The organism is Janibacter sp. Soil728 (assembly GCF_001428305.1).
GTDB lineage: Bacteria > Actinomycetota > Actinomycetes > Actinomycetales > Dermatophilaceae > Janibacter.
This window is the reverse complement of sequence record NZ_LMRZ01000004.1, coordinates 332,311-356,101: the sequence shown is the minus strand read 5'-3', so window position 1 is coordinate 356,101 and position 23,791 is coordinate 332,311. Positions and strand designations below refer to the sequence as shown.

Here is a 23,791-nt window from a genome sequence, read left to right as displayed (position 1 = left end):
TGACATGTCTGTAATTACATGCGTGTCATGCGTGCGTCGTCAAGCCGAGCAGGCTATGGAGTCTTCGAACGGTACGCCGGGTGACCCTCGCCGCGGCCGGGCTGCGACGATGTGCGCATGCGCATCACCGTGATCTCCGGCGGGCTCGCCGGCGCCCAGTTCGTCAGTGGTCTGGTCGACCAGCTGCAGCACTCCCCCGACCGGGCGGAGGTGACGGTCATCGCCAACACCGGCGACGACATCACCCTCGCGGGACTTCGCGCTTGTCCCGACCTCGACGGATTGCTCGCGGAGCTGTCGGACGACCCGCCCGCCACCACGACCGGGGTCACCGACGAGCTCACCTCGCTCGGCGTGCACCCCGGGTGGTACCGGGCGAGTGATGGGGAAGTTGCCGTCCAGCTGGCCCGCACGGCCTGGCTGGGCCAGGGCGCGACGCTCAGCGAGGTCACCTCCACGCTGGCGCAGCGGCGGGGGCTGAACGAGCGTGGGGTCCGCCTGCTGCCGATGAGTGACGTGCCCGTCGAGACGCACGCGGTCCTGGACGGCGAGCAGGAGCAGCAGGCCGTCCACGTCCAGCAGTGGCGCCACGGCCTTGGCGCTCCCACCGCGACCCGCTTCATCGTCGCCGGGATGGACCGGGCCACCGCCGCCCCGGGGGTCCTGGACGCCCTCCGCGAGGCCGACGTCGTCCTGCTGGCCCCCGCTGACCCCGTCCTGTCGATCGGCATCGTGCTCGGTGTCCCCGGTGTCCGGGACGCGCTGCGGGGCACCTCCGCTCCCGTGGTCGGCGTCAGCCCGGCGTTGGCCGACCTGGGCCCCTCGCTCGCCGCTGTCGGCGCCGAACCGACGTCCGCCGCCGTCGCCGGCCTCTACCGTGACCTCCTCGGCGGCTGGCTCGCCGGCCCCGACGACGCCCCTGCCGCGGGCGCTCGCTGGACGACGCGCCACGTCGACCTCACCCGCCCCGCGGCCCTGGTCGCCGCCGACGCCCTCGCCCTCGCTCAGGACCTGCGCGCCTGAGCGGGTGTCGTACTGCAGTTCGCCCAGCCCGACCTCACGGACCACCGGTGATCGGGGCCTTCGGGTCGCGGACTGGGACCAGCCGCAGTACGACACACCGCCACGGGACGGCCGCGAAGGGGGCGGACAGCCCGGCCTGGTGCGGCCAAGGGTCGGACGACAGGCCGACAACCGCTAGAACCGCGTCGGCAGGTGCGTCGGCAGGGACCGTCGAGGGCCGCGGCGTGGCCGATGTCCGGCAGTGGCCTGGATGATCCTCTGCGCCCGGTACCGCTGCCCGGCGTAGGGCTTGAGCAGCTCGGCCATGCGGGCGTCGTCGCCGACCTCGCCGTCGAGCGCCAGGGTCACGTCCTTGGCGACGTGATAATCACCGAAGCTCGGCGAGTCAGGGTCTCCGAGGGCTCTTTGCGCGACCTCGGCGGCCGTCCACACGCCGACGCCCGGGAGTGAGCGCATCCGACTGCGTGCCTGCTCCAGCGGCAGGTCGGCGCACTCGTCGAGGCGTCCCGCGACGCGCATGGCGGTGACGACGACGCGCGAGCGGGCCCCGTCGACGCCGGCCCGCAGCCACGCCCACGAGGGGATCTGCGCCCAGTGCGTGGGGCTGGGCGGGCAGACCATGCCCAGCTCTTCGCCGGGTCCCGGTGCCGGCGTGCCGAAGCGCCGCACGAGCTGGCGCTGGCTGGAGAAGGCCTCACGTCCGGTGACCTTCTGCTCCAGGACGGAGCACACGAGCATCTGGGCCACGAGACCGTTGGCGGGGACCCGCCAGCGGGACAGTCGTGGCCAGCCTCGCGCGACGACGTCGTCGTGCGGCGTGAACCCGCTGGGGTCGTCGCGGGCACCCAGGAGGTCGGGCACCTGCTCCAGCATCCACTCCGCGCCGGCTCCCCAGGCGCGGGCCCGGACATCGCCCCCTTCGTCGGTGAGGTTGAGGGTGACCGGCCCGTCCGGAGTCGTCCAGGCAAACCATCTGCCGTCGCTGCCCAGGTGGCTCGTCGGGTCCCCGGCCCCTCGGACGAAGGGAGCCATCACCAGGTCGAGATCGATCTCGGAGGCAGGCCGGTGGCGACGAGTCCTCTCCTGCGGCTGGGTGCTCACGCCATCGATTGTGCCTCGCGTCGTGCCCTAGCGTGATGGCCATGCGACCGAGCGAGCACGTGCTGGACCTCTTCGCCGTGCCCGGGGACCTCACCCCGGTGCCCGGCGGGCAGGGCCACAGCGTGCGCGCCGGCGACCTCGTCCTGTCGCCGGACCGCGACCCGGCCACCCTCGACCTGCTCAACCCTCTCCTGGCGCGGCTGGCGGCGGATCTCGACAGCCGCCCGGGGCGGGACCGTCGCGACCTGCGCATCGCCATGCCCGTCCCGGCACGCGACGGCAGCTGGGTGGTCGAGGGATGGGGCGCCACCCGCTACGAGCCGGGGACCCAGCAGCTGAGGGACCTGGCCGCGACGAGCGCGGTAGGCGCGATCCTCCACGCGGAGCTGGCCCGCGCGGTCTCGTCGTGGCCACCTGCCCACCGTCTGCCCACCGACCCCGCCGTGGCCGATCGGTGGGCGGTGGCGGAGCGGACTGCCTTCGAGCAGCTGCCGTTGCCGTCAGGCACCCTGGACCCAGCCGGTGAGCGGTTGCTGCGCCGCCTGTCCCGGGCCCGCGACACCACCGACATGGGCCCGGACCATCTGGTCCACGGCGACCTCGCCGGCAACATCCTGCTCGACCCCGACGGCGCACCGGTGGTGATCGACGTCAGCCCGTACTGGCGGCCGGCCCTGTGGGCCGAGGCGACCGCGGTGCTCGACAGCGTGCTGTGGCTCGCCGCCGACCCCGAGGCGATGACGGCCTGGACCCTGGGCGCGCGACGGCAGGCGATGGTGCGGGCGGCAATCTTCCGGTTGCTCAGCGACCGGCCGGCCGATGGCGCTGCCTACGAGGAGGCCCTGTCGCCGCTGCTCGTCACCCTGCCCCGTGAACCGTCGGGTCAGCGCTTGCGGAAGGTCAGGAGGATGAAGGTGTAGTCGAGGTCGACCCTGCCCCAGTGGACGGGTCGCTCCGTGTGCGACAGCGCCCGGTCGTCGAGCGTGCCGACCAGCTCGAGGTCGTGACGATCGGCCATCGCCACGAGGTCGCGGATCTCCTGGGGCGAGAAGATGTGCACCTGGGACCCGTAGATCACCTTGCCGGTGGTGTCCGGCGGGTCCTGGTCGTAGTCGGTGGAGACCGCGAGGACGCCTCCGGTGCGCAGCAGCCGGGCCGACTCCGCGATGAAGCCCTCGAGCGGCACCCCGTGCTCGATGACCGACATGCAGGTGATGGCGTCGAGGTGGCCGGCGGGCAACCCGGTGTCGGTGACGTCGCCGAAGCGGAAGACGACGCCGTCGCGGGTGACCTGCGACCCGAACTCGAGGTTGATGCCGATGAGCGAGCCGGCTGCCGCGCCGAAGCCGTAGAGGCGCAGCCACGGCAGGACCGGTGAGTACCGCGCGCTGCCGGCATCCATGATCCGCGCGCTGCGCGTCCCGTCGTCGACGAGGTCGAGGACGGCGGCGACGGCGCCGAGCGCATCCCAGTTCTTGGGCAGGTCGCGGTGCAGCGGGAGGCGCAGTCGCTTGGCCTCGGCCGTGGCCCGGCGCCAGGTGGCGGCGTCCGTGAGCACACCTGTGGGCGCGACGCTCGTCGGGAGCGGCCGGTCCCCCTTCGCCAGGGCCTCGAGCCGACGCTGGACGGCCACCCGGCCCCACAGGAGATGCTCGGCGCCCCGCTTGGCGACGGCCAGGAGCCGCCCTCCGGGGGGCGCGGCGACCTGGCTGGAGGAGGTGGAGTCAGACATGGGAGATCACCTTACGAGGAGGGGGTCGGGTCGAGGTCCGGCGCGGGTCCGCCGGGCAGCAGGTGGTGGGACTTCGCCCAGAGCCAGCCGATACCCGCCCAGACGACATCAGCGAGGACGGTGAGGAATCGCGCGACGACGACGACCGCGGTCGCGGCCGAGATCGGCATCTGCGTGGTGAGGAGCAGGACCATGACACCGTCGCGCACGCCCACTCCGGCCGGCACGACGATGCTGAACATGCCGATGCCTGCGGCCAGGAGATAGCCCGAGACGGCGACGAGCAGGAGCCTCGAGGCGTCGGCGTCGTCGGGCGCGACATTGCGGGCCATGACCCACACGGACAGCCCTCCCACGAGCCACGACAGCAGGAACCACAGGCTGGACAGGCCGACCGCGGCGGGGGTCAGGGCATGGTCCAGGGGTTCGCGGCCGAGGATGCGCAGCATGGTGCGGATGCCCCAGTTGAGCAGTGGCGGCCAGAGCAGGACTGCGAGCACCGCGATGATGAGCAGCAGCGACCACCACGGGATGGCGGTGTCGCCGCGGGTGAGGAGCACGGGCAGGGCCGGTAGACCGGCGATCATCCCGGTGAGCGCCGACAGCGCGATGCACAGGAGCCCGACGACCGCGCTGCGGCGCCGCGGCACGCCGAGCTTGGCGGCCATCTCGGTCTGCACGACGACCGACCAGACCGAGCCGGGCAGGTACTTGCCCAGCTGCCCGACGAAGAAGACCCCGCTGGCCGGGGCGATGTGCAGGCGCGAGCCGAGGTCGGCGAGCAGCACCCGCCACCCGAGGACGGTGAAGAAGGGCGACAGGAGAGCGAAGGCCGTGGCCGAGAGGAGGGTCACCGGACCGAGCCGGCGCAGGTCACCCCGGACCTCTGCCCAGTTGCTCCACAGCGCGATGCCCACCGCGACGAGGACGACCACGAGGAAGCCGATGCGCAGCACGTCGAGCACCTTCTTGCGGCCGCGGCGCCGAGGTGGCTGCAGACTCGCCCCTGTCGTGCTCATCGGCGGCGCAGCGTCAGGCGGACGAGGGCGTGGGCCGCGTCCGGGTCAGAGCTGACCCGGGAGGCGTGCCGCAGGCGCGCGGTGAGGTCGCCGTCCACGTCGCCGACGAGGTCCAGCCCTGCGTCGGCGGCCCGCGCGACGACGGCCCGCAGGTCGGCCGCTCCCCCGATGACGTCGTCCGCGCTGCCGCCGATCGGCAGCGTGAGGCACAGCAGGCCACCGGCCCGCAGCGCCCACCCGGCCTGGGTGAGGGTCTCGTCGACGTCACTCGCGCCGGCGTCATCGGGGTGCAGCCGGGTGACGAAGTCCAAGGTGGCGGTGTCCACGTCGAGCAGCGTCATGGACGATCGCGCGCCGGTCAGCTCGACCTCCACGGGTGCGTAGCCGGCGGCACGGGCCCACCGACCGAAGGGCGACCCGCCCCCGGAGGCGTCGATGATCAGGGCCTCGCGTCGTCCCTGGTCCCGCATGGTGACGAGCACCTCGAGCGCGCCGAGCGCGGCCCACTCCGCGATCTCGTCGCCGCCGCGCGGCAGACCGATCTCACGCGCGGCGTCGCGGGCCCGTCGGGCGTCCTCGTCGTGGGCCAGGACGTCGGTGGCCCGCACCCAGGACGGGAAGTCGGAGCGGTCGAGGTCCAGCCGGGGACTGCGTCGGGCCCGAGCGAGCCTGGCGAGGCTCACGAGGTCCTCTGCCCGGTCGGCGACCCGACCGAGCCGGGATCGGCGGCGCACAGGGGCCGGGCGGGTGGGGTCGGCCATCACGTCGGCCGAGCTGAGTGCCTCGAGGGTGCCGACGTAGCGGACCCATGGCGCCTGCAGGTCCGGCTGGGTGACGCCGGCGCGGATGCGGGCGACCTCGGTGGGGTCGCTCAGGCGCTGGAGGACCTCGACGAGCGCGTCCTCGTCCTCGGGCGGGACCAGGTAGCCGTCCACACCGTCGCGCACCTGGTCCCCGAAGGTCCCCACGTCGGAGGCGAGGACCGCAAGACCGTGCTGGTGGGCGAGCAGGACGTTCTGGCTCGCGGTGGCGCTGCGGTAGGTCAGCGAGAGCACGTCGTGCTGGGCCAGCAGCGGCGCGATCCGCTCGGCAGGCACGTACCCGCTGTGGATCTGCACCCGGTCTCGCAGGTCTCGGTGCTCGGCCAGTCGACGGATCTCGTCGCCGGTGTCGCCCCAGATCTCCCCGGCGACCGTGAGCGTCACGTCTGGCACCCGCAGCATCGCGCGCATGAGCACATCGATCCCCTTGTAGGCCCGAACGAGCCCCAGGGCGAGGAGTCGGGCCGGTCCCTGATGGTCGCGGCGGTCGACGGGGTCGCCTCCGGGCAGGTGGGGAGGCAGGTCCGTGACGACGACGTGCTCGGCGTCGAGCTCACGGGCCAGGCGCGACTGCTCGGCGGAGTGGACGACGACGGCGTCGACCCGGCGGAAGAAGGTACGCATCAGAGCGGCGTCACCCGGGTGTGGCTCGTGCGGCAGCACGTTGTGCGCGATGACGACGGTGCGGGGGCCGCGGCCGACGAGCGCCGTACGTCCGACACCCGCGGCACGCAGCAGGGTGAGGTGGAGCGGCACCACGGGCGGGATGACGTGCACGACGATGATCAGGTCGACGTCGCGGAGCCGACGGCCGGCCCGCACGAGGGAGTCGGGGCGCGCCCACGACAGGGCTCGCACCGTGCGAGCGAAGGGAGGGACGTCCGGGTCGCCGGAGCTGGGGACCGACTGCTCGCCCGGGTAGAAGAAGCTCGGGTAGAGATGGCTCCAGGACACGAGCGTGACGTCGTGGCCCGCTGCCTCGAGCTCGTGGGCGAGCGTCGTGGTGTGCGAGGCGACACCGCCCTTGTAGGGGTGGGTCGGCCCGACGACCGCGATCTTCAGCGAGGCGTCACTCATCGGGGACAGTCGGCTCGGTGTCGTGGTGCTCGCTCATCTCGGGGAAGCCTATGCGACCGGTGCGGTCATCTCGGGACGCGACCCGTCCACACGACGAGGCGCAGCGGGTCCAACTGATCGGGCCTCTGGGTGAGGGCATGGGGGTCCTCCATGAGCTGCGTGTCGAGGACGACCCGAACGTCGGCGGCACCCAGGTCTTGCAGCGTCTGCGGCTCCTTGTGCGCCACGAGCAACACCCTGCCGCCACGGGCGCGGACCCGGTCGTCGAGCCGTCGGGCAGCGGCGAGGACCTGGTCGGGGTCATCACGCAACTTCCCGGTCGTCGCGATGGAAGGCACCCCGCACATGCCCCGCGTCACCTGGGTCCAGTGGTTGACCGCCCAGTCGTCCACGGCCAGGACCACGTCTCCCGGCTCGAGGGCATCGCAGTAGGTCTGGGCAGCGGCCAGGCCTCCGGCCTCCACCCGCTCGGCGCGGTGCGGCCACGTCGCCATGATCGTCGGGACGGTGGTCGCGGCCAGGAGGACGACGAGGACAGCGGCACCCGCTGAGGTCCCCCACCGTCCGCGAGCCCGAGCGCCCGCCCACCACGCAGCAGCGACGCACAGCACCAACGCGAGGGGAAGGGCGATGAGCAGTCGTCGATCGGCCCACGGGTGGTCTGGGGTGATCCCCGGCCGCACCAGCGTCAGGAGGGTCGAGCCGGTCGTGACGAAGAGGGCCGCGCTCCACGCCGGGAGGGACCCTCCCTTCGCCCACCAGGTCCCGAGGCGACGGGCCAGGACCGCCAGCGTCACGAGGGCGATGATCAGGGCGGTCGGGCCGACCCACCACGAGAGCCAGTCGACGGAGTGCTCCGCATAGGTGCGGCCGCCGTCGATCGGCAGTCCCAGCTCGGCCTGCATGCGCGCGACGTACATGGCTCCGGGATCACGCGGGTTCTGACGGGTCGTCAGGGCCAACGGCCGCAGGGCGAGGAGCACGCCGACGACGACCACTCCCCCGGCGAGCACCACCGGGAGGCGAGCCGTGAGCCACTCCGGCAGGGACCAGCCGGCGCGTGACCGGCGCAGCAGCCACCAGCAGCCGATCGACATGAGCACGACGAGTCCGACGAGCGGCACGAGCGACCCTCCGATCTCGCCCAGGTAGCGCCAGCTCATGACGCCGGCGACGGCGAACCCCGCAAGGGTCGTGCCGACCGCACCGGTCAGGAGGTGGCGCGCCCAGCCCCTGGACCTCGCGAGCAGCACTGCCGCCACGGGGATGAGCAGCATCGTCTCGCGCAGGGCGTCGATGCGCACGATCGCGGTGCCGCCGATGAGCACACCGGCGATCAGCGCAGCACCGCGCCACATCGCGCCCGCAGTCCGGTCACGGGAGTCGTCGTGAGTGTCCTCGGCTGCCCTGAGGAGCAGGGTCAGGGCGAGGAAGCCGGCGCCGAGGGTGAGGCCGGCGAGAGGTTCGGAGTACGTGGAGCGGGCCGTGTGCAGCCACGGGAAGCAGGCGCCGACGAGCAACGCGGCCGGAGCCGCCGCCGACGGTCCGACGACCCTGCCGACGAGCAGGCCGATCGCCAGCAGCGCCAGACCACCCACGACGGCAGGAGTCCACAGGGTGGCGGTCGAGCCACCTGCCCACCACGGCAGCGAGTAGACCAGCGCCGGTCCGGGCATGAACTGCGGCTGCACCGAAGGGTCGGCCGGCGACCCGATCTCGTAGAAGGCGGGAGCCTCGAGCGTCAGTCCGTCCTCTGCGAGCGTCTGCGGCCCGCCGATCGTGGCGGGGTCGATGGCCACCGGGCGGCTCCCGGTCTCGGCCAGGTAGATCGACGCCTGCAGATAGCTCGCGGAATCTCGGCGCGGGAGAACCTGCTCCGAGTGCGTCGCGCCGGTCCAGACGGTCACGGCGAGCACCCCGAGGACGAGCCCCCCTGCGGCCACCGGGCCCAGAGGCCGTCCGGCCGGGGTGGGCAGGTGCCGGGAGAGGCGCACGGCGAGGGCCGCGGTGACGAGCGCCGTCGTGAAGCCCACGACCGGGATCCACGCGCCGATCCACGCGATGACGGAGCCGAGGAAGCCGAGGAGAACCACCCACAGTGCCGCCGCGACGACGACGCGTTCCAGCAGGGGGGCCAGGTCTGGGCGTTCGGCCGTCGGGATCTCCACGGCGGCCACGCTATCCGCCGGGGCGGCCCTCTCTTCGTAGGCTGGCCCCATGCCCACTCCTGCCGACGTCCTCGCCACCCTCCAGCGCATCGACTCCGCCTCGCCGCGGATCACCTGCTACGACGACCTGCCCGGCCCCACGGCCGGAGAGCGGGTCGAGCTGTCGGCGCGGGTCCTCGGCAACTGGGTCAGCAAGGCGTCCAACGCGCTGCAGGAGGAGTGGGACATCGAGCCCGGGTCCGTGGTGCACATCGCGATGCGCCCGCACTGGCGCCTGACCTACTGGGCCTGGGCGGTCTGGTCGGTCGGTGCCGTGCTCGATCTCGACGGCGAGGGCTCGGCTGATCTCGTCGTGACCGACGACCCTGCCGCGCTGCCCCAGGACGGACCGGCCGTGCTGGTGACCCGGGCCGCGCTCGCGCGCGGCGCCGGGCTGGCGCTCCCCGACGGGGTCATGGACGAGGCGGCCGACCTGTCCACCCACGGCGACCTCTTCGCGGCATGGAACGAGCCCCAGGGCGACGACATCGCCCTGCGCGTGGCCGGGCAGGAGACCAGCTACGAGGACCTCGGCTCCACGAGCACCCCCACGACGAAGGGAGCGAGGGTCCAGCTCGTCGACCCGTCGGCCGAGGCCCTCCTACGCACGTCCTTGGCGGTGTGGTCGGCGGAAGGCTCGCTCGTCGTCCACCTGGGTCCGACCGACGAGCAGACACTCAGCCGACGGGCAGACGCCGAGGGCGTCACCGCCTGACCGACGTGCGGTCGCGGTGACGCCCTCAGCGGCGATGAGCGGTCAGCTCTTCGAGCGGACCTCGCGCTCGAGCGCCTGCCACGTCACGCTGCCGACATAGCCGGTGCGGGTGAGGTGGTGACGAGCCTGCAGCTCTCGGACCGCGGCCTTGGTCGCCGAGCCGTAGTCGCCGTCGGCCTCGAGGCCGAGCGCACCCTGGAGGGCGCGAACGGCCTGACCCGACGAGCCGGGCTTGAGGACGGTGCTGCGATACCTCAGGAAGGGGTAGGACCGCCGCTCGAGGGTGATCCACAGCTTCTCGTCGGCGATCCCCGTGACGCGCAGACCTTCTGCCTCCTGGAAGGCACGAACTGCCTTGACGGTGCCGCTGCCGTAGGAACCGTCCACGGCGATGCCGCCCAGGGCTCGCTGGAGCACCTTGACCTCAGCGCCGCGGGCACCACTCGCCAGGACGGTCGAACGGAGCTTGTCGAACTCGGTCGTCGTGACGACCTTGGCGCTCGCCGTGGGAGCCTTCGTGGCGGCGACCTTCGTGTAGGACTTGCCGGCCAAGGCATTCCACACGTTGGGGGTGACGACACCGTCGACCTTGAGCTTCTTGTCCTTCTGGAAGGCCTTGACGGCCTGCTCCGTCTGCGGACCGAAGGCACCATCCGCGGTCACCTTCAGCTCACGCTGCAGGGCCTTGACGGCGTCACCACGCGAGCCCGAGCGGATCGTGGTCTTCAGGTACGCGGTCAGACCGCTGGTGGCACCCGACGTCACACCGTCCTTGGTGTAGGACTTGCCGGCCAGGGCCTTCCACACGTTGGGCGTGACGACACCGTCGACCTTGAGCTTCTTGTCCTTCTGGAAGGCCTTGACGGCCTGCTCCGTCTGCGGACCGAAAGCACCGTCCGCGGTCACCTTCAGCTCACGCTGCAGGGCCTTGACGGCGGCACCACGCGAACCCGAACGGATCGTGGTCTTCAGGTACGCGGTCAGACCGCTGGTGGCACCCGACGTCACRCCGTCCTTSGTGTAGGACKTGCCCGCCAGGGCCTTCCACACGTTSGGSGTGACGACACCGTCGATCTTGAGCTTCTTGTCCTTCTGGAAGGCCCGCACGGCCTGCTCCGTCTGCGGACCGAAGGCACCATCCGCGGTGACCTTCAGCTCACGCTGCAAGGCCTTGACGGCGGCACCACGCGAACCCGAACGGATCGTGGTCTTCAGGTACGCGTCGAGGTCACTCGTCGTACCCGACGTGGCGCCGTCCTTCGTGTAGGACAGACCCGCCAGTGCGCGCCACACATTGGGAGCGACCACACCGTCGACCTTGAGCTTCTTGTCCTTCTGGAAGGCCTTGACGGCCTGCTCCGTCTGCGGACCGAAAGCACCGTCAGCGGTCACCTTCAGCTCACGCTGCAGGGCCTTGACCCCGTCGCCGGTGGAGCCAAGACGGACTGTGGTCTTGAGGTACTTGTCGAGGGCGCCTCCGGGCGTGGCCGCACCGCGCGCGGGGATGTCCCCGTTGCTCACCATCTTGTCCCAGGTGGCCTCGTCCAGGACACCGGTCACCGGGACTGCGTTCCTGCTCTGCCAGGTGCGCAGCGCCGACTTGGTCGCCGGTCCGAAGGCGCCGTCGGCAGTGACCCCGATGACCTTCTGGGCGAGCTGGACGTCCGGACCGGATGCCCCTTCGCGCAGGGTCGGGTACGAGGTCGCGTCCGGGAGCGGCACGACGGGACCGCCGGGCCCTTGGGTGACACCGGTCCACGCGGCCCCGGTCCACCACGACGTGCGCTCCATCGCGCCGTCCCAGCTGAAGCTGAAGTGGATGTGGTCGGTGTGCGGGCTGCTGCCGTTGTAGGCGCGCCACCCGTCCTCCATCTGGTACGTCCCCCAGATCTGACGGTCGAAGATGATGTACATGATCCCGAAGCGGCGCGCCATCGCCGCGGGTCGACCCTCGGAGTCCGGCGCAAGGAGCCACGAGATGACGCCGTCGGCGACCGCCCTCTCGTGCGGGTCGTAGGCGTTGAGCATCCAGTCCAGGGCGCGTCCCTCTGAGTGCTCCGTGAGGCCGTAGTTGCAGGCCCGGGAGATCCCGTAGTTGAACTCGTCGTAGTGGTTGGCCATGAGCCGGGCGAAGGCCGTGACGCCGGGCTTCGGATCCGGGTCGCACACCGACTGGGGGATGTAGGGAGACGCGACGTCGAGTTCCTTGGGCAGGTTCTGGTTCGTCGGCGGAGGGGGGATTTCAGCGCTGCGGGCGGTGGCTGTGCCGGCGAGCGGCAGAGTGAAGGCCGGAATGAGGACAGCGCCGACCATGCGGACGGAACGAGACACGCGAGGCTCCTTGTGTGGACGCGGGCAGGGACCCGATCAGGGATGGCAGGTCCGCCTCGTCACACTTGTCACAGTGCTCCCAGACATCACAACCAGACACTCTTATTCCACGAGTCACATCTGACACGCCAGCCCCACAGGGGTAGTTACGTCCCTGTAATTCACTCCCGGTGCCAAGCACCGGTCCCGCACCGCGTCTCTGAGCGGTGTCGTCCGCATCTGCGTGGCGGCCCGCGCCATGTCCTTCCCCCACACTCGCCGCGCACGTCGTGGCAGATACCGTGTCGCTCATGGACAAGGTCGTCACCACCCCAGCCGAGGCCGTCGCGGACATCCCCGACGGCGCGACACTGGCGGTGGGCGGGTTCGGGTTGTGTGGCATCCCGAGCGTGCTCATCGCACAACTGCAGGCGAAGGGGGTGCGTGACCTCGAGTGCATCTCCAACAACTGTGGAGTGGACGACTGGGGCCTGGGCGTCCTGCTCGCCGGTGGCCAGATCCGGCGGATGGTCTCCTCCTACGTCGGGGAGAACAAGGAGTTCGCGCGGCAGTACCTCTCCGGTGAGCTCGAGGTCGAGCTGACGCCCCAGGGCACCCTCGCCGAGAAGCTGCGGGCGGGCGGAGCCGGTATCGCCGGCTTCTGGACGCGCACCGGTGTCGGCACCCAGATCGCGGACGGCGGCCTGCCCTGGCGCTACGACGACAAGGGTGAGATCGTCGTCGCCTCCCCCGCCAAGGAGACGCGCACCTTCGCCGTGGCCAGCCGCGGCACGGACGGTACGACGACGACGCAGGAGCACGAGTTCGTCCTCGAAGATGCCATCGCGACCGACTTCGCACTCGTGCGTGCCTGGAAGGGCGACCGCCACGGCAACCTCGTCTTCCGCACCACCTCCCGCAACTTCAACCCCCTGTGCGCCATGGCCGGTCGCGTGACGATCGCCGAGGTCGAGGAGCTCGTCGAGCCGGGCGAGCTCGACCCGGACTCGATCCACCTGCCCGGCATCTACGTCCACCGGGTCGTCCAGCTCACCCCCGAGCAGGCCGCCGACAAGCGCATCGAGAAGCGCACCATCACGAGCCAGAAGGAGGCCTGACATGGCACTCACCCGTGAGGAGATGGCCGCCCGCGCGGCCAGCGAGCTGACCGACGGCGACTACGTGAACCTGGGCATCGGTCTGCCGACCCTCGTGCCCAACTACGTCCCCGACGATGTCGAGATCGTCCTCCAGTCGGAGAACGGGATCCTGGGCGTCGGCGCCTACCCGAGCGAAGACGCCGTCGACGCCGACCTGATCAATGCCGGCAAGGAGACCGTCACCCTGCGCAAGGGCGCCTCCATCTTCGACTCCGCCACCAGCTTCGGCATGATCCGCGGCGGCAAGGTCGACGCCGCGATCCTCGGCGCCATGCAGGTCGCCGAGAACGGCGACATCGCCAACTGGATGATCCCCGGCAAGATGGTCAAGGGCATGGGCGGCGCGATGGACCTCGTCCACGGTGCCAAGAAGGTCATCGTCCTCATGGAGCACGTCGCCAAGGACGGCTCGCACAAGATCGTCCGCGAGTGCGCGCTGCCCCTCACCGGCAAGGGCGTCGTCCAGCGCATCATCACCGATCTCGCCGTCATCGACATCACGGACGAGGGGCTCGTCCTGCGCGAGCTCGCCCCCGGGGTCACGGCTGACGAGGTCCTCGACAAGACGGGCGCTGACCTGCGCGTCGACCTCGACTGACGAGCATCCGACGACTTCCGCTGGCCCGGCTCAGGCATTCCTGACCCGGGCCAGCGTCGTCGACGACACCCGTGCGTAGGGTCCGAAGGCTCGGACCGACGACCACTGGGGAGTGCTCTGGACCACCTGCGTGACGGTTGGATGGACTCCCGTCCCCACGAGGAGCACGGGCGAGCCGTAGCCGGCCGCGAGCGCCGCGTCGACGGTCCGCTCCGGCGAGGTGCGGGCCAGCACCACCTCTGTGGCGCGCACGTAGGGCCGGAAGTACTCGGCGATCTGCGCCGACACCTGGTGCGAGTGCGTCCCGGCGAACCGCATCGACCGGAACCCGCCCGCCGTCAGGTTTGTCGCCACGGCGGTCGGTATCCGCACGGTCGACCCGAGGAGTCGCACATTGCTCACGCCCGCGCGTCTCAGCGCGGCCTTGCCCCGATACCCCACGGCAGTGGAGCTGGACCACACGATGGGCTCGCGCCGCAGCGCTGCCACCGAGGAGAAGGCGCCGGCCTCGTTGATCGCCGACCGGGTGAAGACGCCCGCCCGGATGATGCGGCCGGTGCCCGCCATGAGGTCCACGATCGCGGCGGCCGTCACGTCCTCGTTGTCCGACCCGACCCTCCTCACGACGATCCCGCGTGCCCGCAGCTGTGTGGCCACCGACGACGCGACCATGGACGCCCCTCCGATGACATAGGCCTTGGTGATCCTCGAGCCCCGGCGGTCCAGCTCCCGCGTCGTCGGCGACAGCAGCCGCGTCGGGTCGGTGAGGAGCAGCGGCGCGCCGAGCGAACCGGCGAGCGGCCGGGCCATCACGAGGTGGGCTGCATGGGCCTCGGCGCCACTCGCGATGATGACGGTGCTGGCGGTGTCGGGCGCGGTGCGCGCCGACACTGCGGCCAGGTCGGCGGGGGTGCCATCGGAGACCCGGGTGGCCAGTCGGCGCACGAAGGCCGAGGACAACCCCAGCGCACGGCGCATGTCGTCGCCGCGCAGGCTGCGAGTCGTGCCGGTGGAGGAGGTCGCTCGGGCGTTACGGACCGTACCGGCGGACGTGCGCTCGGACAGGTCGAGCGAGACGACGTCGGGCAGCCCGAAGGCTGAGGCCAGGCGCGCCGAGGTCACCGAGACGCTCCACGCGCGTCGGGGGTTGTCGGTGGTGGTGCTCCACGAGTCGGCGACTCCCCGCAGGTACGGCACGGGGGCGCCCGGCCAGATGTCCTCGTTGTTGACCGTGCGGCCGCCCGAGGACGACGAGTAGAGAGCCTCGATGATCTGGCCCTGGTACCGAGGCACGTATCCGGTCGTCGAGCTCCCACCGGCTGCCACCGCTGATCTCCACCGTGACCAGTACGTCGCCTCGCTCCCCTCCGGCACCGGTCCGTAGGCCTGGTCGGCCTGCCCGTCCGTGACGTGGCACGCGCAGTGCGATCGCACGCCGGCCGCGACCTTGCGCAGGGCGTAGGCCCGAGCCGCGGCAGCCTGCGCCTCCTGGGCCGCGGCCGGCCATGACCACGGCACCTCACGGACCTGGTCGAGGTACTCGTCGGACAGCCGCAGGTGCAGGACTCCCTCGAGGGTGGCGGCACCCGGGGTGGGCGTGAAGACCAGCGGCGCGTGGCGGTAGCGCCGGCCCGAGAGGGACAGGTCGGTGCGCCGCTCGTCCCAGGTCGTGGTGATCGAGCTGCCGCGGATCGACGTCGGGGTGCACGTGGAGCAGGTGGCGATGACGACGGTGCCCGAGCGCCGTAGGGAGATCGTCTCCCCCGCCTCCGCGCGCAGGGTCGTCGACCCCGCCGTCACCCGCACGGCACCGCCGCCGGTCGAGCGTGCCCGGCCCACGACGGACGTCGAGCTCTGCCCACGCACGACGTTGACCCGGATCGTCGAGGTGTCCGGGGCGGCGTCGTAAGTCGTTCCCCGGTAGTAGAAGGCGAGGATCTGCTGCGCGCTGCGACCGGCCTTCGCCTGCGCGAGCGCGCCGTACTGGCTCATGCCGACGCCGTGACCGAAGCCGGCCCCGCTGAAGGTCCACGGGCCGGGTGCGGCGGACGAGACCTCTTGGTCGGCTGCTGCCGAGGTGGTCACGGCGCGCGCTTCGGCAGAAGGGGTCGGCACGAGGACGAGGGACACGGCGATCACGGCGCCCAGGAGGGCGGCGAGGGAGTGGTGGCGCAGGGAGTCCGGCATGCCGTGATTGTGCACTGCTCAGTTCGTCGGGGACAGCCCTGCTGACAGACGGGTCGGACTCGTGATGAAGCCCAGGCCCCACGACCAGTGCATCGTCGCGATCGCGACCGGGACCCGCACGCGCACGGCTGGCTCCTCCCCCTTCGAGATCGCCCACCCGCCGAGCGTCACGCCCGCTGCGTAACCCGCCGGGACGAGCCAGGCGGGCCGCCAGGCGAACCCGAGCAGGGTGGCGGCGACCGTGGCGACGACCATGGTGGGCGGCGCCAGGTAGCGGGGGTTGGCCGTACCGGGGTGGAGGCGCGCGACGACCCGGCGCCACCGGCCGTAGTTGAAGTACTGGTCGGCGAGCCTCGTGAGGCTCGACCGCGGTCGGTAGGTGACCACCAGGTCGGGCGTGAACCACACCCGGCCGCCGGTGGTGCGGATGCGGTGGTTCATCTCCCAGTCCTGGGCCCGGGCGAAGTGCGGGTCGTAGCCACCGACCCGCTCGAGGGCCTCCCGGCGGAAGACCCCGAGGTAGACCGTGTCGGACTCGCCCGCCTGCCCGCCGACGTGGAAGCGGGAGCCGCCCACCCCGAGCGGGCTCTTCATCGCGCAGGCGATCGCCCGCTCCAGGGCACTGACCCCGACGGCGTCCATGATCCCGCCGACGTTGTCCGCGCCGGTCTCCTCGAGGACCGCGACGGCGTCCCGCAGGTAGTCACCGGGGATCTCGGCGTGCGCGTCGACCCGGGCGATGATCTCGCCGGTCGAGGCCGCGATCGCGGCGTTGAGGCCCTCGGGGGTGCGCCCCGAAGGGTTGGGGACGGTCCGCACGCGCGGGTCCTGCGCACTCAGCCGGGCAGCGATCTCGTCGGTCGCGTCGCTCGACGGGCCGAGCGCCAGCACGAGCTCCAGCTCGCCAGGCCAGTCCTGACCGAGCACCATCGCGACCGAGTCGGCGAGGTGCCGTGACTCGTTGAGCACGGGCATGATGACGCTGACGCGAGGGGACACGCGCTCCAGTATGGACAAGGTCACCCTCACTTCCTCGGGGACTCGCCGCGCTCGTACGGCGGGGTACCAGCCTTTGCTCCTATTCTCCATGGCATGCCTGATCGTCCCCCCCGTCCCGGCCGGCCCGCTGGCGAGCGCCCCAGCGGCAAACGCCCCAGCCCTCGTCGCCTCGACGACGACGCGATGACCTTCGACGTCCGCAAGGGGCCCCGCAGCGGCGACGACGCCCGCGCGATCCCGACCGGCAAGCGCCAGCGCCCTCGCCGTCCCGACCCCGCCGAGCAGGCTCCGCGCGCCCGGGCGCAGCGCCCACGCCCGCAGGCGCAGTCCCCCCGTCCGTCCTCCGGTCGCCGGCCCACCGAGGAGCCCCGCACGCGGGTCATGCCGGCCGGCACTCCCCCTTCGCGCCCGACCGCAGATCGTCCCGACCGGCCGCAGCGTCGCACCCCTCCCCCCGGAGGGTCAGGGCCCCGGCGCCCGGGCGACCGTCCTCGCGACCAGGGCGGCCCGGGCCGTCGTCGCCGACCGATGCGCACCTTCCTCACCGTCGTGCTCGTCCTCGCGGTCCTCTGGGGCGGCAGCATGATCTGGGCGGTCAACTCCGCGTGGAACGAGGTCGCTCGGGTCGATGCCACGCCCAGCGGCGATCGTCCGCAGGGCGGCGAAGGTCGCAATGTGCTCCTCGTGGGCAGCGACTCGCGCGCCGGCCTGTCAGCCGAGGACCGCAGGCGCCTGGGCACGGGCCCGGACACCGGCGGCGCGCGCACGGACTCGATCCTCGTGCTGCACACCGGGAGCGGCAAGTCGACGCTGATGTCGATCCCCCGCGACTCCTACGTGGAGATCCCCGGCCACGGGATGAACAAGATCAACGCCGCCTTCAGCATCGGCGGACCCAAGCTCTTGGGTCAGACGATCGAGCAGAGCACCGGCCTGAAGATCGACGGATACATGGAGATCGGCTTCGGCGGCTTCGCCAGCGTCGTCGACGCCGTCGGCGGGGTCAACATCTGCGTCAAGAACGACATGAATGACGAGAAGGCGCACATCAACCTCAAGAAGGGCTGTCAGGACCTCGACGGCAAGAATGCCCTCGGCTACGTCCGGGCCCGGTACTCAGACCCGGAGGGCGACCTGGGTCGGGCCAAGCGCCAGCGCCAGTTCTTGGGCGCACTCATGGGCAAGATCGCCACGCCGAGCACCGTCCTGCAGCCATGGAAGGTGCACTCCATCGGCACGAAGAGCGCCGGAGCACTCACCGTGGGTGAGGACGACTCGATGTTCGGCACCGCTCGAGCCTTCTGGGCCTTCCGGTCGATCGCCAAGGGCGACGGGTACTCCGTGACGGTCCCGGTCTCCAACAACGCGCTGCCCACCGCCTCCGGCACCGCCGTCCAGTGGGACGAGGCGAAGTCCAAGCAGCTCTTCGACGACCTGCGCCAGGACCGTCCGGTCGTCGTGCAGCCCAGCGACTCCTGATCAGCGGTCCCCGACGAGCAGCACGACCAGCGTCCGGGGGCCGTGCACGCCCTCGACCCGGCTGAGCTCGATGTCGCTCGTGGCGCTCGGTCCGCTGATCCACGTCTGCGGCCGCTGCGGGTCCAGTCGCCGGACGGCGTCGGGAACGTCGGGGACCACCTGCCCGGACCGCACGATGCACACGTGCAGGTCCGGCAGCAGGGTCAGGGCGCGGCGGCCCTGGCCTTCGCCGTGGTCGAGGACGACGGTCCCCGTGGCGGCGATCCCGGCCGCGCACGTGGTGACCACCGCGTCGAAGCCTTCGAGCTCGGCGTGCCCGGCCGCGTCCGCGGCCACCGCATCCTTGCCCAACCGTCCGCTGACGGCCTCGACGACGACCTCGGGCAGCCCCGCGGGCAGGATGACCCGTCGCGCGTCGCGCAGGGCCTTCAGGACGTGGACGGACACCTCGGACGCCTTGCACCTGATGACCGTCGCCCGGTAGTCGGCGGCGAGGGCGGCGAAGCGCTCGAGCATCGCCGACCGGTCTGTGGGCGGCACGGTGGGCTGCGGGCCCGGCGGCTGCCCTCGAGGGGCGTCTCGGACGGCCTCGCGGACCGCGGTCAGGATCTCGTCGCGCGCGCTCATCGGGTCCTCTTCCACCAGCGTCGGAAGGATTCTGTCGGTGGGACCGGCAGGTCCCGGGTGCGGGTCCACGCGGAGCCCGGCGAAGGGAGCCAGCCCAAGACCTGTCGTCCGGACGCGTTGGCCCTGCGGCTGACCCGCCCCAGGACCGCACCGGCGAGCCCGCTCGCCCGTTGCCCCAGTGCCATCCGACGCGATGAGCCCATGGCCCACGCGCCGGCTCGCATCGCGGCTGCCTCCGCGTGCGGGCGCCGGTCCTCACGGTGGGCGTCGACCACCTGCGCACGCAGGTCGACGAGCACGGTCGGGATGTCGATCTTGACCGGGCAGACCTCGTAGCAGGCTCCGCACAGGCTCGAGGCGAAGGGAAGGGAGTCGACCTGCTCGTCGTGCCCCACCCCCTTCAGCAAGGGGTTGAGGATGGCCCCGATCGGGCCGGGGTAGACGGAGCCGTAGGCATGCCCCCCGGTGCGTTCGTAGACCGGGCAGATGTTGAGGCAGGCCGAGCATCGGATGCACCGCAGGGCCTGCCGGCCGACCTCGTCGGCGAGCGCCCGGGTGCGCCCGTTGTCGAGCAGGACGACGTGGCACTCCTGCGGGCCGTCACCCTCGGTGACGCCGGACCACGTCGAGGTGTAGGGGTTCATCCTCTCGCCGGTGCTCGAGCGCGGGAGCAGCTGGAGGAAGACGTCGAGGTCGTCCCACGTCGGCACGACCTTCTCGATCCCGACGACGCTGACGAGGACCTCGGGCAGGGTCAGGCACATCCGGCCATTGCCCTCGGACTCGACGACCACGAGGGTCCCGGTCTCGGCGACCGCGAAGTTGGCCCCGGACACCGCCATGCGGGCCCGCAGGAACTTCTCCCGCAGGTGCAGCCGGCTCGCCTCGGCGAGCTGCGCCGGGTCGTCGGTGAGGTCCTCGGGCGCGGCGCGGCCCACCTGCCCCATCTCGGCGCGGAAGATGTCGCGGATCTCGGTGCGGTTGCGGTGGATGGCCGGGACGAGGATGTGGCTCGGCAGGTCGTGACCGAGCTGGACGATCAGCTCCGCGAGGTCGGTCTCCCAGGCGGCGATGCCCCGCGCCTGAAGCGCCTCGTTGAGCTCGATCTCCTGGGTGGCCATGGACTTGACCTTGACCACCTCGTCGACGTCGTGCGACTGCGCGATGTCGCCGACGATCATGCATGCCTCCTCGGCGGTGCGGGCCCAGTGGACCGTGACGCCGCGGGCGACCAGCTGCTCCTCGAGCTCGACGAGGTGCCGGTCGAGGTCGTGCAGCGCCGTGTCCTTGATGAGCGCCGCGCGAGTGCGCAGACCCTCCCAGTCGTCGAGCTCGCCGATGACCTGGGCCCGCTTGTCGCGGATGGTGCCCGTCGCCCGGCGGAGGTTGTGACGTAGCTGTTCGTTGCCGAGCGCCTCGTGTGCCGCCTCGGGGAAGGGTGGCATCCCGAGGAAGGTCGGTGCATCGGCGCTCATGCGCTCTCCTCCTGCGCTGCGAGGACCTGGGCGAGATGCATGGTGCGCACCCCGACGCGCTGGCGGGAGAGGACCCCGCCGATCTGCATGAGGCAGGAGGAGTCCCCTGCGACGAGGACCTCGGCCTCGGAGGCGATGACGCTGTCGGCCTTGTCCTGGCCCATGGCGCTGGACACCTCGGCGTTCTTGAGCGCGAAGGTCCCACCGAAGCCGCAGCACTCCCGCTCCCCCGGGAGGTCGACGAGCTCGAGCCCCCGGACCGCCTCGAGCAGACGGCGGGGCCGGTCACCGACCCCGAGCATGCGTAGCGAGTGGCAGGTCGGGTGATACGCGACGGTGTGGGGGAAGCTCGCGCCCACGTCGGTCACCCCGAGGACGTCGACGAGGAACTCGCTGAGCTCGTAGGCGCGGTGGGCCTGGCGCTCGACCGTGGCCACCAGGCCAGCGTCGCCGGAGCGTCGGGCGACGATCTCGTGCTGGTGGCGCACCGACCCTGCGCAGGAGCCCGAAGGGAGTACCACGGCGTCGTGGTCCGCGAAGGCCCGGTGGTAGACCCGCACCACGGGCTCGGCCTCGTCGAGGTAGCCGGTGTTGATCATCGGCTGGCCGCAGCAGGTCTGCGCCTCAGGGAAGTCGACGTCCACTCCCAGCCGCTCGAGGACGGTGACGGTGGCCTTGGCGACATCGGGGAACATCGTGTCCCCGAGGCACGTGGCCATGAGCGCGACCCGCATGAGGGGCCCCCTTCGTCGGTGTTCGGCGGTCGCTCCTCACGCTATGCCCCCGACCCGATGATGTGCATCGGGTCACACGGACATATCGTGCTGACCATGGACAACACGCTGCAGAAGATCGGGGTCGTGGGATGCGGCCTCATGGGTGCCGGCATAGCCGAGGTGTGCGCCCGGGCCGGCTCCGACGTCATCGTCGTCGAGTCGAGCCGGGAGCGCGCCGACGCGGGACGCGGTCGGTTGGAGAAGTCGCTGCGCCGCGCGCAGGAGCGCGGCCGCCTCGACAGTGCCGACGAGGTGCTCGGGCGCATCCGCGTCGTCACGCAGCTCGGTGACCTCGCCGACCGCGACATGGTCGTCGAGGCGATCGTCGAGGACGAGGGCGCCAAGGTCGAGCTCTTCAAGCAGCTGGACGAGATCGTCACCTCGCCGGACGCGATCCTCGCCTCGAACACCAGCTCCATCCCGATCATGAAGCTCGCGACGGTCACCAAGCGCCCCTCCAACGTGCTGGGCGTGCACTTCTTCAACCCGGTCCCGGTCCTCAAGCTCGTCGAGCTCGTCCCCTCGCTGATGACGGCCGAAGAGACCGTCGAGCGGGCCCGTCGCTATGTCGACGGTGAGCTCGGCAAGCACGCGATCACCTGCCAGGACCGCGCCGGTTTCGTCGTCAACAGCCTGCTGATCCCCTTCATCCTCAGCGCGATCCGCATGTACGAGTCGGGCTTCGCGACGGCCGAGGACATCGACCAGGGCTTCGTCCTGGGCGCCGCGCACCCGCAGGGCCCCCTCGCGCTGGCCGACCTCATCGGCCTCGACACCACGATGGCCGTCGCCCAGTCGCTGTACGAGGAGTTCAAGGAGCCGCTCTACGCTCCCCCGCCGCTCCTGCAGCGCATGGTCGACGCCGGCCTGATGGGCCGCAAGTCCGGCCGCGGCTTCTACACCTACGAGACCTGACGCCTTCGCCCGGACAGCAACGGGCAGCAACGGGTGCGCGTGGAGGCTCGGACGGCCTAAGACTCCGGCCGTGAACGGCCTGCGTCATGAGTCGGGCCGCCCCGACCTCCACCCACGCCCTCAGTGACCGTGACGCTGCCTGGCGTCGTTGTGCAGGCCCGGCCCACCCTCTCGGGGGGACCGGGCCTGCACAACGACGCCGGGCCCAAGCGAGAAGCCGTCTCGAGGTGGGGGCGGCGCGCATCAAAGAAAAGTCCGGACTGCCTGCGCGACGTGACGTACGCGCGAAGCGGTCCGGACTTTTCCGTGCGCCGCCTCGACCTCGAGGCGGCGCCGGGAATGATCTCGAGGCTTGGCCCGCGGCCTCACACCTCGATCAGCGGAAGGGCTCAGCGAGCCGTGGGCAGGCCCTTGATCAGCTGGCGCGCCATGACGATCCGCTGGACCTGGTTGGTGCCTTCGTAGATCTGGGTGATCTTCGCGTCGCGCATCATCCGCTCGAGCGGGAAGTCGCGGGTGTAGCCGGCGCCGCCGAGGAGCTGGACGGCGTCGGTGGTGACCTTCATGGCGACATCGGAGGCGAAGCACTTGGCGGCGGCACCGAAGAAGGACAGGTCGGCGTCGTGGCGCTCGGACTTCGCGGCGGCGACGTAGACCATCTGGCGGGCGGCCTCGAGCTCCATCGCCATGTCGGCGAGCATGAACTGGATGCCCTGGAACTCGGCGATGTTCTTGCCGAACTGCTTGCGCTCCTTGACATACGCCAGCGCCTCGTCGAGGGCGCCCTGGGCGATGCCGACGGCCTGCGCGCCGATGGTGACGCGGGTGTGGTCGAGGGTGCGCAGGGCGATCTTCAGGCCCTCGCCCTCGGCGCCGACGATACGGTCGCCGGGGATGCGGCAGTTGTCGAAGTGCAGCTCGCGGGTGGGCGATCCCTTGATGCCGAGCTTGCGCTCCTTCTCGGAGAAGCCGAAGCCCTCGTCGGACTTCTCGACGACGAAGGCCGAGATGTTGTTGCCGCGGGCGCCGTCGGGGTCGGTGACCGCGAGCACGGTGTAGAGCTCGGACTCGCCGGCGTTGGTGATCCACGCCTTCTGACCGTTGAGGACCCAGTCGTCCCCGTCCTTGGTGGCCTTGCACTTCATGCCGGCGGTGTCGGACCCGGCCTCGCGCTCGGACAGTCCGTAGCTGAAGCCCTCGCCCTTGGCCAGGCGCGGCATGTACTTGGCGTTGATCTCGTCGGACCCGCCGAGGATCACCGGCATCGAGCCGAGCTTGTTGACGGCCGGGATGAGGGACGAGGAGGCGCACACCCGGGCGACCTCTTCGATGATGATGCAGACGGCCAGCGCATCGGCGCCGACGCCACCGTGCTCCTCGGCGACGTGTGCCGCGTGGAAGTCGCTCGCGATGAGCGCCTCGTTTGCCTCGGTCGGGAAGCGGGACTCCTCGTCGACCTCCGCGGCGAAGGGCTTGATCTTCGCCTCGGCGACCGCCCTCACCGCTTCGCGGATGGCCTCGTGGTCCTCGTTGGTCCGGAACAGGTCAAAGTCTGGGTTCGCGCTCACGG

At 71.4% G+C, this 23,791-nt stretch carries 19 protein-coding genes; 7 read left to right on the top strand and 12 right to left on the bottom strand.

Features of this window, described 5'->3' with window-relative positions:
* Window positions 1–117: 117 nt before the first annotated feature.
* A complete protein-coding gene (locus ASG73_RS08475) occupies window positions 118–1,023 on the top strand; it encodes a 2-phospho-L-lactate transferase CofD family protein (protein WP_055993490.1) in 906 nt (301 codons plus the stop codon).
* 174 nt (window positions 1,024–1,197) lie between these two features.
* Here ASG73_RS08475 and ASG73_RS08470 read toward each other — a convergent pair whose 3' ends face one another.
* Window positions 1,198–2,124, bottom strand: coding sequence for a DNA-3-methyladenine glycosylase family protein (locus tag ASG73_RS08470; RefSeq protein ID WP_156466214.1), 927 nt, complete (start codon window positions 2,122–2,124; stop codon window positions 1,198–1,200).
* Window positions 2,125–2,165: 41 nt separating this feature from the next.
* Between ASG73_RS08470 and ASG73_RS08465 the strand changes: the two genes are divergently transcribed.
* Window positions 2,166–3,044 (top strand): aminoglycoside phosphotransferase, encoded by an 879-nt coding sequence (locus ASG73_RS08465; protein WP_200946732.1) that lies wholly within the window; start codon window positions 2,166–2,168, stop codon window positions 3,042–3,044.
* Here ASG73_RS08465 and ASG73_RS08460 read toward each other — a convergent pair.
* The 4 genes from ASG73_RS08460 to ASG73_RS08445 all read right to left on the bottom strand — a co-directional run bounded on the left by ASG73_RS08460 (window position 3,008) and on the right by ASG73_RS08445 (window position 8,941).
* Entirely contained in the window at window positions 3,008–3,856 is an 849-nt protein-coding gene (locus ASG73_RS08460; protein ID WP_055993488.1) for a methyltransferase domain-containing protein, read from the bottom strand. The two genes, ASG73_RS08465 and ASG73_RS08460, sit on opposite strands and share 37 nt — an antisense overlap.
* A gap of 11 nt (window positions 3,857–3,867) precedes the next feature.
* Window positions 3,868–4,875, bottom strand: coding sequence for a lysylphosphatidylglycerol synthase transmembrane domain-containing protein (locus tag ASG73_RS08455; protein WP_055993486.1), 1,008 nt, complete (start codon window positions 4,873–4,875; stop codon window positions 3,868–3,870).
* Complete coding sequence (locus ASG73_RS08450) at window positions 4,872–6,773, bottom strand: glycosyltransferase family 4 protein (RefSeq protein ID WP_055993484.1); 1,902 nt, start codon at window positions 6,771–6,773, stop codon at window positions 4,872–4,874. The genes ASG73_RS08455 and ASG73_RS08450 overlap by 4 nt, the downstream gene beginning before the upstream one ends.
* Before the next feature lie 65 nt (window positions 6,774–6,838).
* Complete coding sequence (locus tag ASG73_RS08445) at window positions 6,839–8,941, bottom strand: hypothetical protein (RefSeq protein ID WP_156466213.1); 2,103 nt, start codon at window positions 8,939–8,941, stop codon at window positions 6,839–6,841.
* Between the two features lie 49 nt (window positions 8,942–8,990).
* On the opposite strand from ASG73_RS08445, the gene ASG73_RS08440 reads away from it, so the two are divergent.
* Window positions 8,991–9,695 (top strand): TIGR03089 family protein, encoded by a 705-nt coding sequence (locus ASG73_RS08440; protein WP_055993480.1) that lies wholly within the window; start codon window positions 8,991–8,993, stop codon window positions 9,693–9,695.
* A gap of 42 nt (window positions 9,696–9,737) precedes the next feature.
* On the opposite strand, the gene ASG73_RS08435 is transcribed toward ASG73_RS08440, so the two are convergent.
* The gene (locus ASG73_RS08435; RefSeq protein WP_156466212.1) at window positions 9,738–12,026 is read right to left on the bottom strand and encodes a peptidoglycan-binding domain-containing protein; all 2,289 of its coding nucleotides are present in this window, start codon (window positions 12,024–12,026) and stop codon (window positions 9,738–9,740) included.
* A 290-nt stretch (window positions 12,027–12,316) separates the two neighbouring features.
* Here ASG73_RS08435 and ASG73_RS08430 point away from each other — a divergent pair, with 290 nt between their 5' ends.
* Window positions 12,317–13,123 carry a CoA transferase subunit A gene (locus tag ASG73_RS08430; protein ID WP_055993476.1) on the top strand — a complete coding sequence of 269 codons (807 nt, stop codon included), beginning with the start codon at window positions 12,317–12,319 and terminating at the stop codon, window positions 13,121–13,123.
* 1 nt (window position 13,124) lies between these two features.
* Window positions 13,125–13,763: a CoA transferase subunit B gene (locus ASG73_RS08425; RefSeq protein ID WP_055993474.1), complete on the top strand. Its 639-nt coding sequence runs from the start codon at window positions 13,125–13,127 to the stop codon at window positions 13,761–13,763.
* 30 nt (window positions 13,764–13,793) lie between these two features.
* Here ASG73_RS08425 and ASG73_RS08420 read toward each other — a convergent pair whose 3' ends face one another.
* Both ASG73_RS08420 and ASG73_RS08415 read right to left on the bottom strand, forming a co-directional pair.
* On the bottom strand, window positions 13,794–15,950 hold the full coding sequence (locus tag ASG73_RS08420) for a SpoIID/LytB domain-containing protein (protein ID WP_156466211.1): 2,157 nt from the start codon (window positions 15,948–15,950) through the stop codon (window positions 13,794–13,796).
* A gap of 18 nt (window positions 15,951–15,968) precedes the next feature.
* On the bottom strand, window positions 15,969–16,949 hold the full coding sequence (locus ASG73_RS08415) for a glycosyltransferase family 2 protein (RefSeq protein ID WP_268766355.1): 981 nt from the start codon (window positions 16,947–16,949) through the stop codon (window positions 15,969–15,971).
* A 93-nt stretch (window positions 16,950–17,042) separates the two neighbouring features.
* Here ASG73_RS08415 and ASG73_RS18375 point away from each other — a divergent pair, with 93 nt between their 5' ends.
* Window positions 17,043–18,428 carry an LCP family protein gene (locus ASG73_RS18375; RefSeq protein WP_235499400.1) on the top strand — a complete coding sequence of 462 codons (1,386 nt, stop codon included), beginning with the start codon at window positions 17,043–17,045 and terminating at the stop codon, window positions 18,426–18,428.
* Here the strand turns inward: ASG73_RS18375 and ASG73_RS08405 are convergent, their stop codons facing one another.
* The 3 genes from ASG73_RS08405 to ASG73_RS08395 are packed head-to-tail and all read right to left on the bottom strand — an operon-like array spanning window position 18,429 to window position 21,264.
* Window positions 18,429–19,055, bottom strand: a complete 627-nt coding sequence (locus tag ASG73_RS08405; protein ID WP_055993470.1) for a LutC/YkgG family protein — start codon at window positions 19,053–19,055, stop codon at window positions 18,429–18,431. It lies immediately after the preceding gene.
* Complete coding sequence (locus ASG73_RS08400; RefSeq protein WP_055993468.1) at window positions 19,052–20,530, bottom strand: lactate utilization protein B; 1,479 nt, start codon at window positions 20,528–20,530, stop codon at window positions 19,052–19,054. The genes ASG73_RS08405 and ASG73_RS08400 overlap by 4 nt, the downstream gene beginning before the upstream one ends.
* Window positions 20,527–21,264 (bottom strand): (Fe-S)-binding protein, encoded by a 738-nt coding sequence (locus tag ASG73_RS08395; protein WP_055993466.1) that lies wholly within the window; start codon window positions 21,262–21,264, stop codon window positions 20,527–20,529. Before ASG73_RS08395 ends, ASG73_RS08400 begins: the two co-directional genes overlap by 4 nt.
* Window positions 21,265–21,360: 96 nt before the next feature.
* On the opposite strand from ASG73_RS08395, the gene ASG73_RS08390 reads away from it, so the two are divergent.
* Window positions 21,361–22,221: a 3-hydroxybutyryl-CoA dehydrogenase gene (locus ASG73_RS08390; protein ID WP_055994464.1), complete on the top strand. Its 861-nt coding sequence runs from the start codon at window positions 21,361–21,363 to the stop codon at window positions 22,219–22,221.
* 389 nt (window positions 22,222–22,610) lie between these two features.
* On the opposite strand, the gene ASG73_RS08385 is transcribed toward ASG73_RS08390, so the two are convergent.
* Window positions 22,611–23,789 (bottom strand): acyl-CoA dehydrogenase family protein, encoded by a 1,179-nt coding sequence (locus ASG73_RS08385; protein ID WP_055993464.1) that lies wholly within the window; start codon window positions 23,787–23,789, stop codon window positions 22,611–22,613.
* Window positions 23,790–23,791: the final 2 nt, after the last annotated feature.

Coding starts and splice junctions, on each gene's coding strand:
- ASG73_RS08475 (WP_055993490.1), top strand. CDS start 118: ATGCGCATCACCGTGATCTCCGGCGGGCTCGCCGGCGCCCAGTTCGTC.
- ASG73_RS08465 (WP_200946732.1), top strand. CDS start 2,166: ATGCGACCGAGCGAGCACGTGCTGGACCTCTTCGCCGTGCCCGGGGAC.
- ASG73_RS08460 (WP_055993488.1), bottom strand. CDS start 3,856: ATGTCTGACTCCACCTCCTCCAGCCAGGTCGCCGCGCCCCCCGGAGGG.
- ASG73_RS08455 (WP_055993486.1), bottom strand. CDS start 4,875: ATGAGCACGACAGGGGCGAGTCTGCAGCCACCTCGGCGCCGCGGCCGC.
- ASG73_RS08450 (WP_055993484.1), bottom strand. CDS start 6,773: ATGAGTGACGCCTCGCTGAAGATCGCGGTCGTCGGGCCGACCCACCCC.
- ASG73_RS08440 (WP_055993480.1), top strand. CDS start 8,991: ATGCCCACTCCTGCCGACGTCCTCGCCACCCTCCAGCGCATCGACTCC.
- ASG73_RS08430 (WP_055993476.1), top strand. CDS start 12,317: ATGGACAAGGTCGTCACCACCCCAGCCGAGGCCGTCGCGGACATCCCC.
- ASG73_RS08425 (WP_055993474.1), top strand. CDS start 13,125: ATGGCACTCACCCGTGAGGAGATGGCCGCCCGCGCGGCCAGCGAGCTG.
- ASG73_RS08420 (WP_156466211.1), bottom strand. CDS start 15,950: ATGCCGGACTCCCTGCGCCACCACTCCCTCGCCGCCCTCCTGGGCGCC.
- ASG73_RS18375 (WP_235499400.1), top strand. CDS start 17,043: ATGCCTGATCGTCCCCCCCGTCCCGGCCGGCCCGCTGGCGAGCGCCCC.
- ASG73_RS08405 (WP_055993470.1), bottom strand. CDS start 19,055: ATGAGCGCGCGCGACGAGATCCTGACCGCGGTCCGCGAGGCCGTCCGA.
- ASG73_RS08400 (WP_055993468.1), bottom strand. CDS start 20,530: ATGAGCGCCGATGCACCGACCTTCCTCGGGATGCCACCCTTCCCCGAG.
- ASG73_RS08395 (WP_055993466.1), bottom strand. CDS start 21,264: ATGCGGGTCGCGCTCATGGCCACGTGCCTCGGGGACACGATGTTCCCC.
- ASG73_RS08390 (WP_055994464.1), top strand. CDS start 21,361: ATGGACAACACGCTGCAGAAGATCGGGGTCGTGGGATGCGGCCTCATG.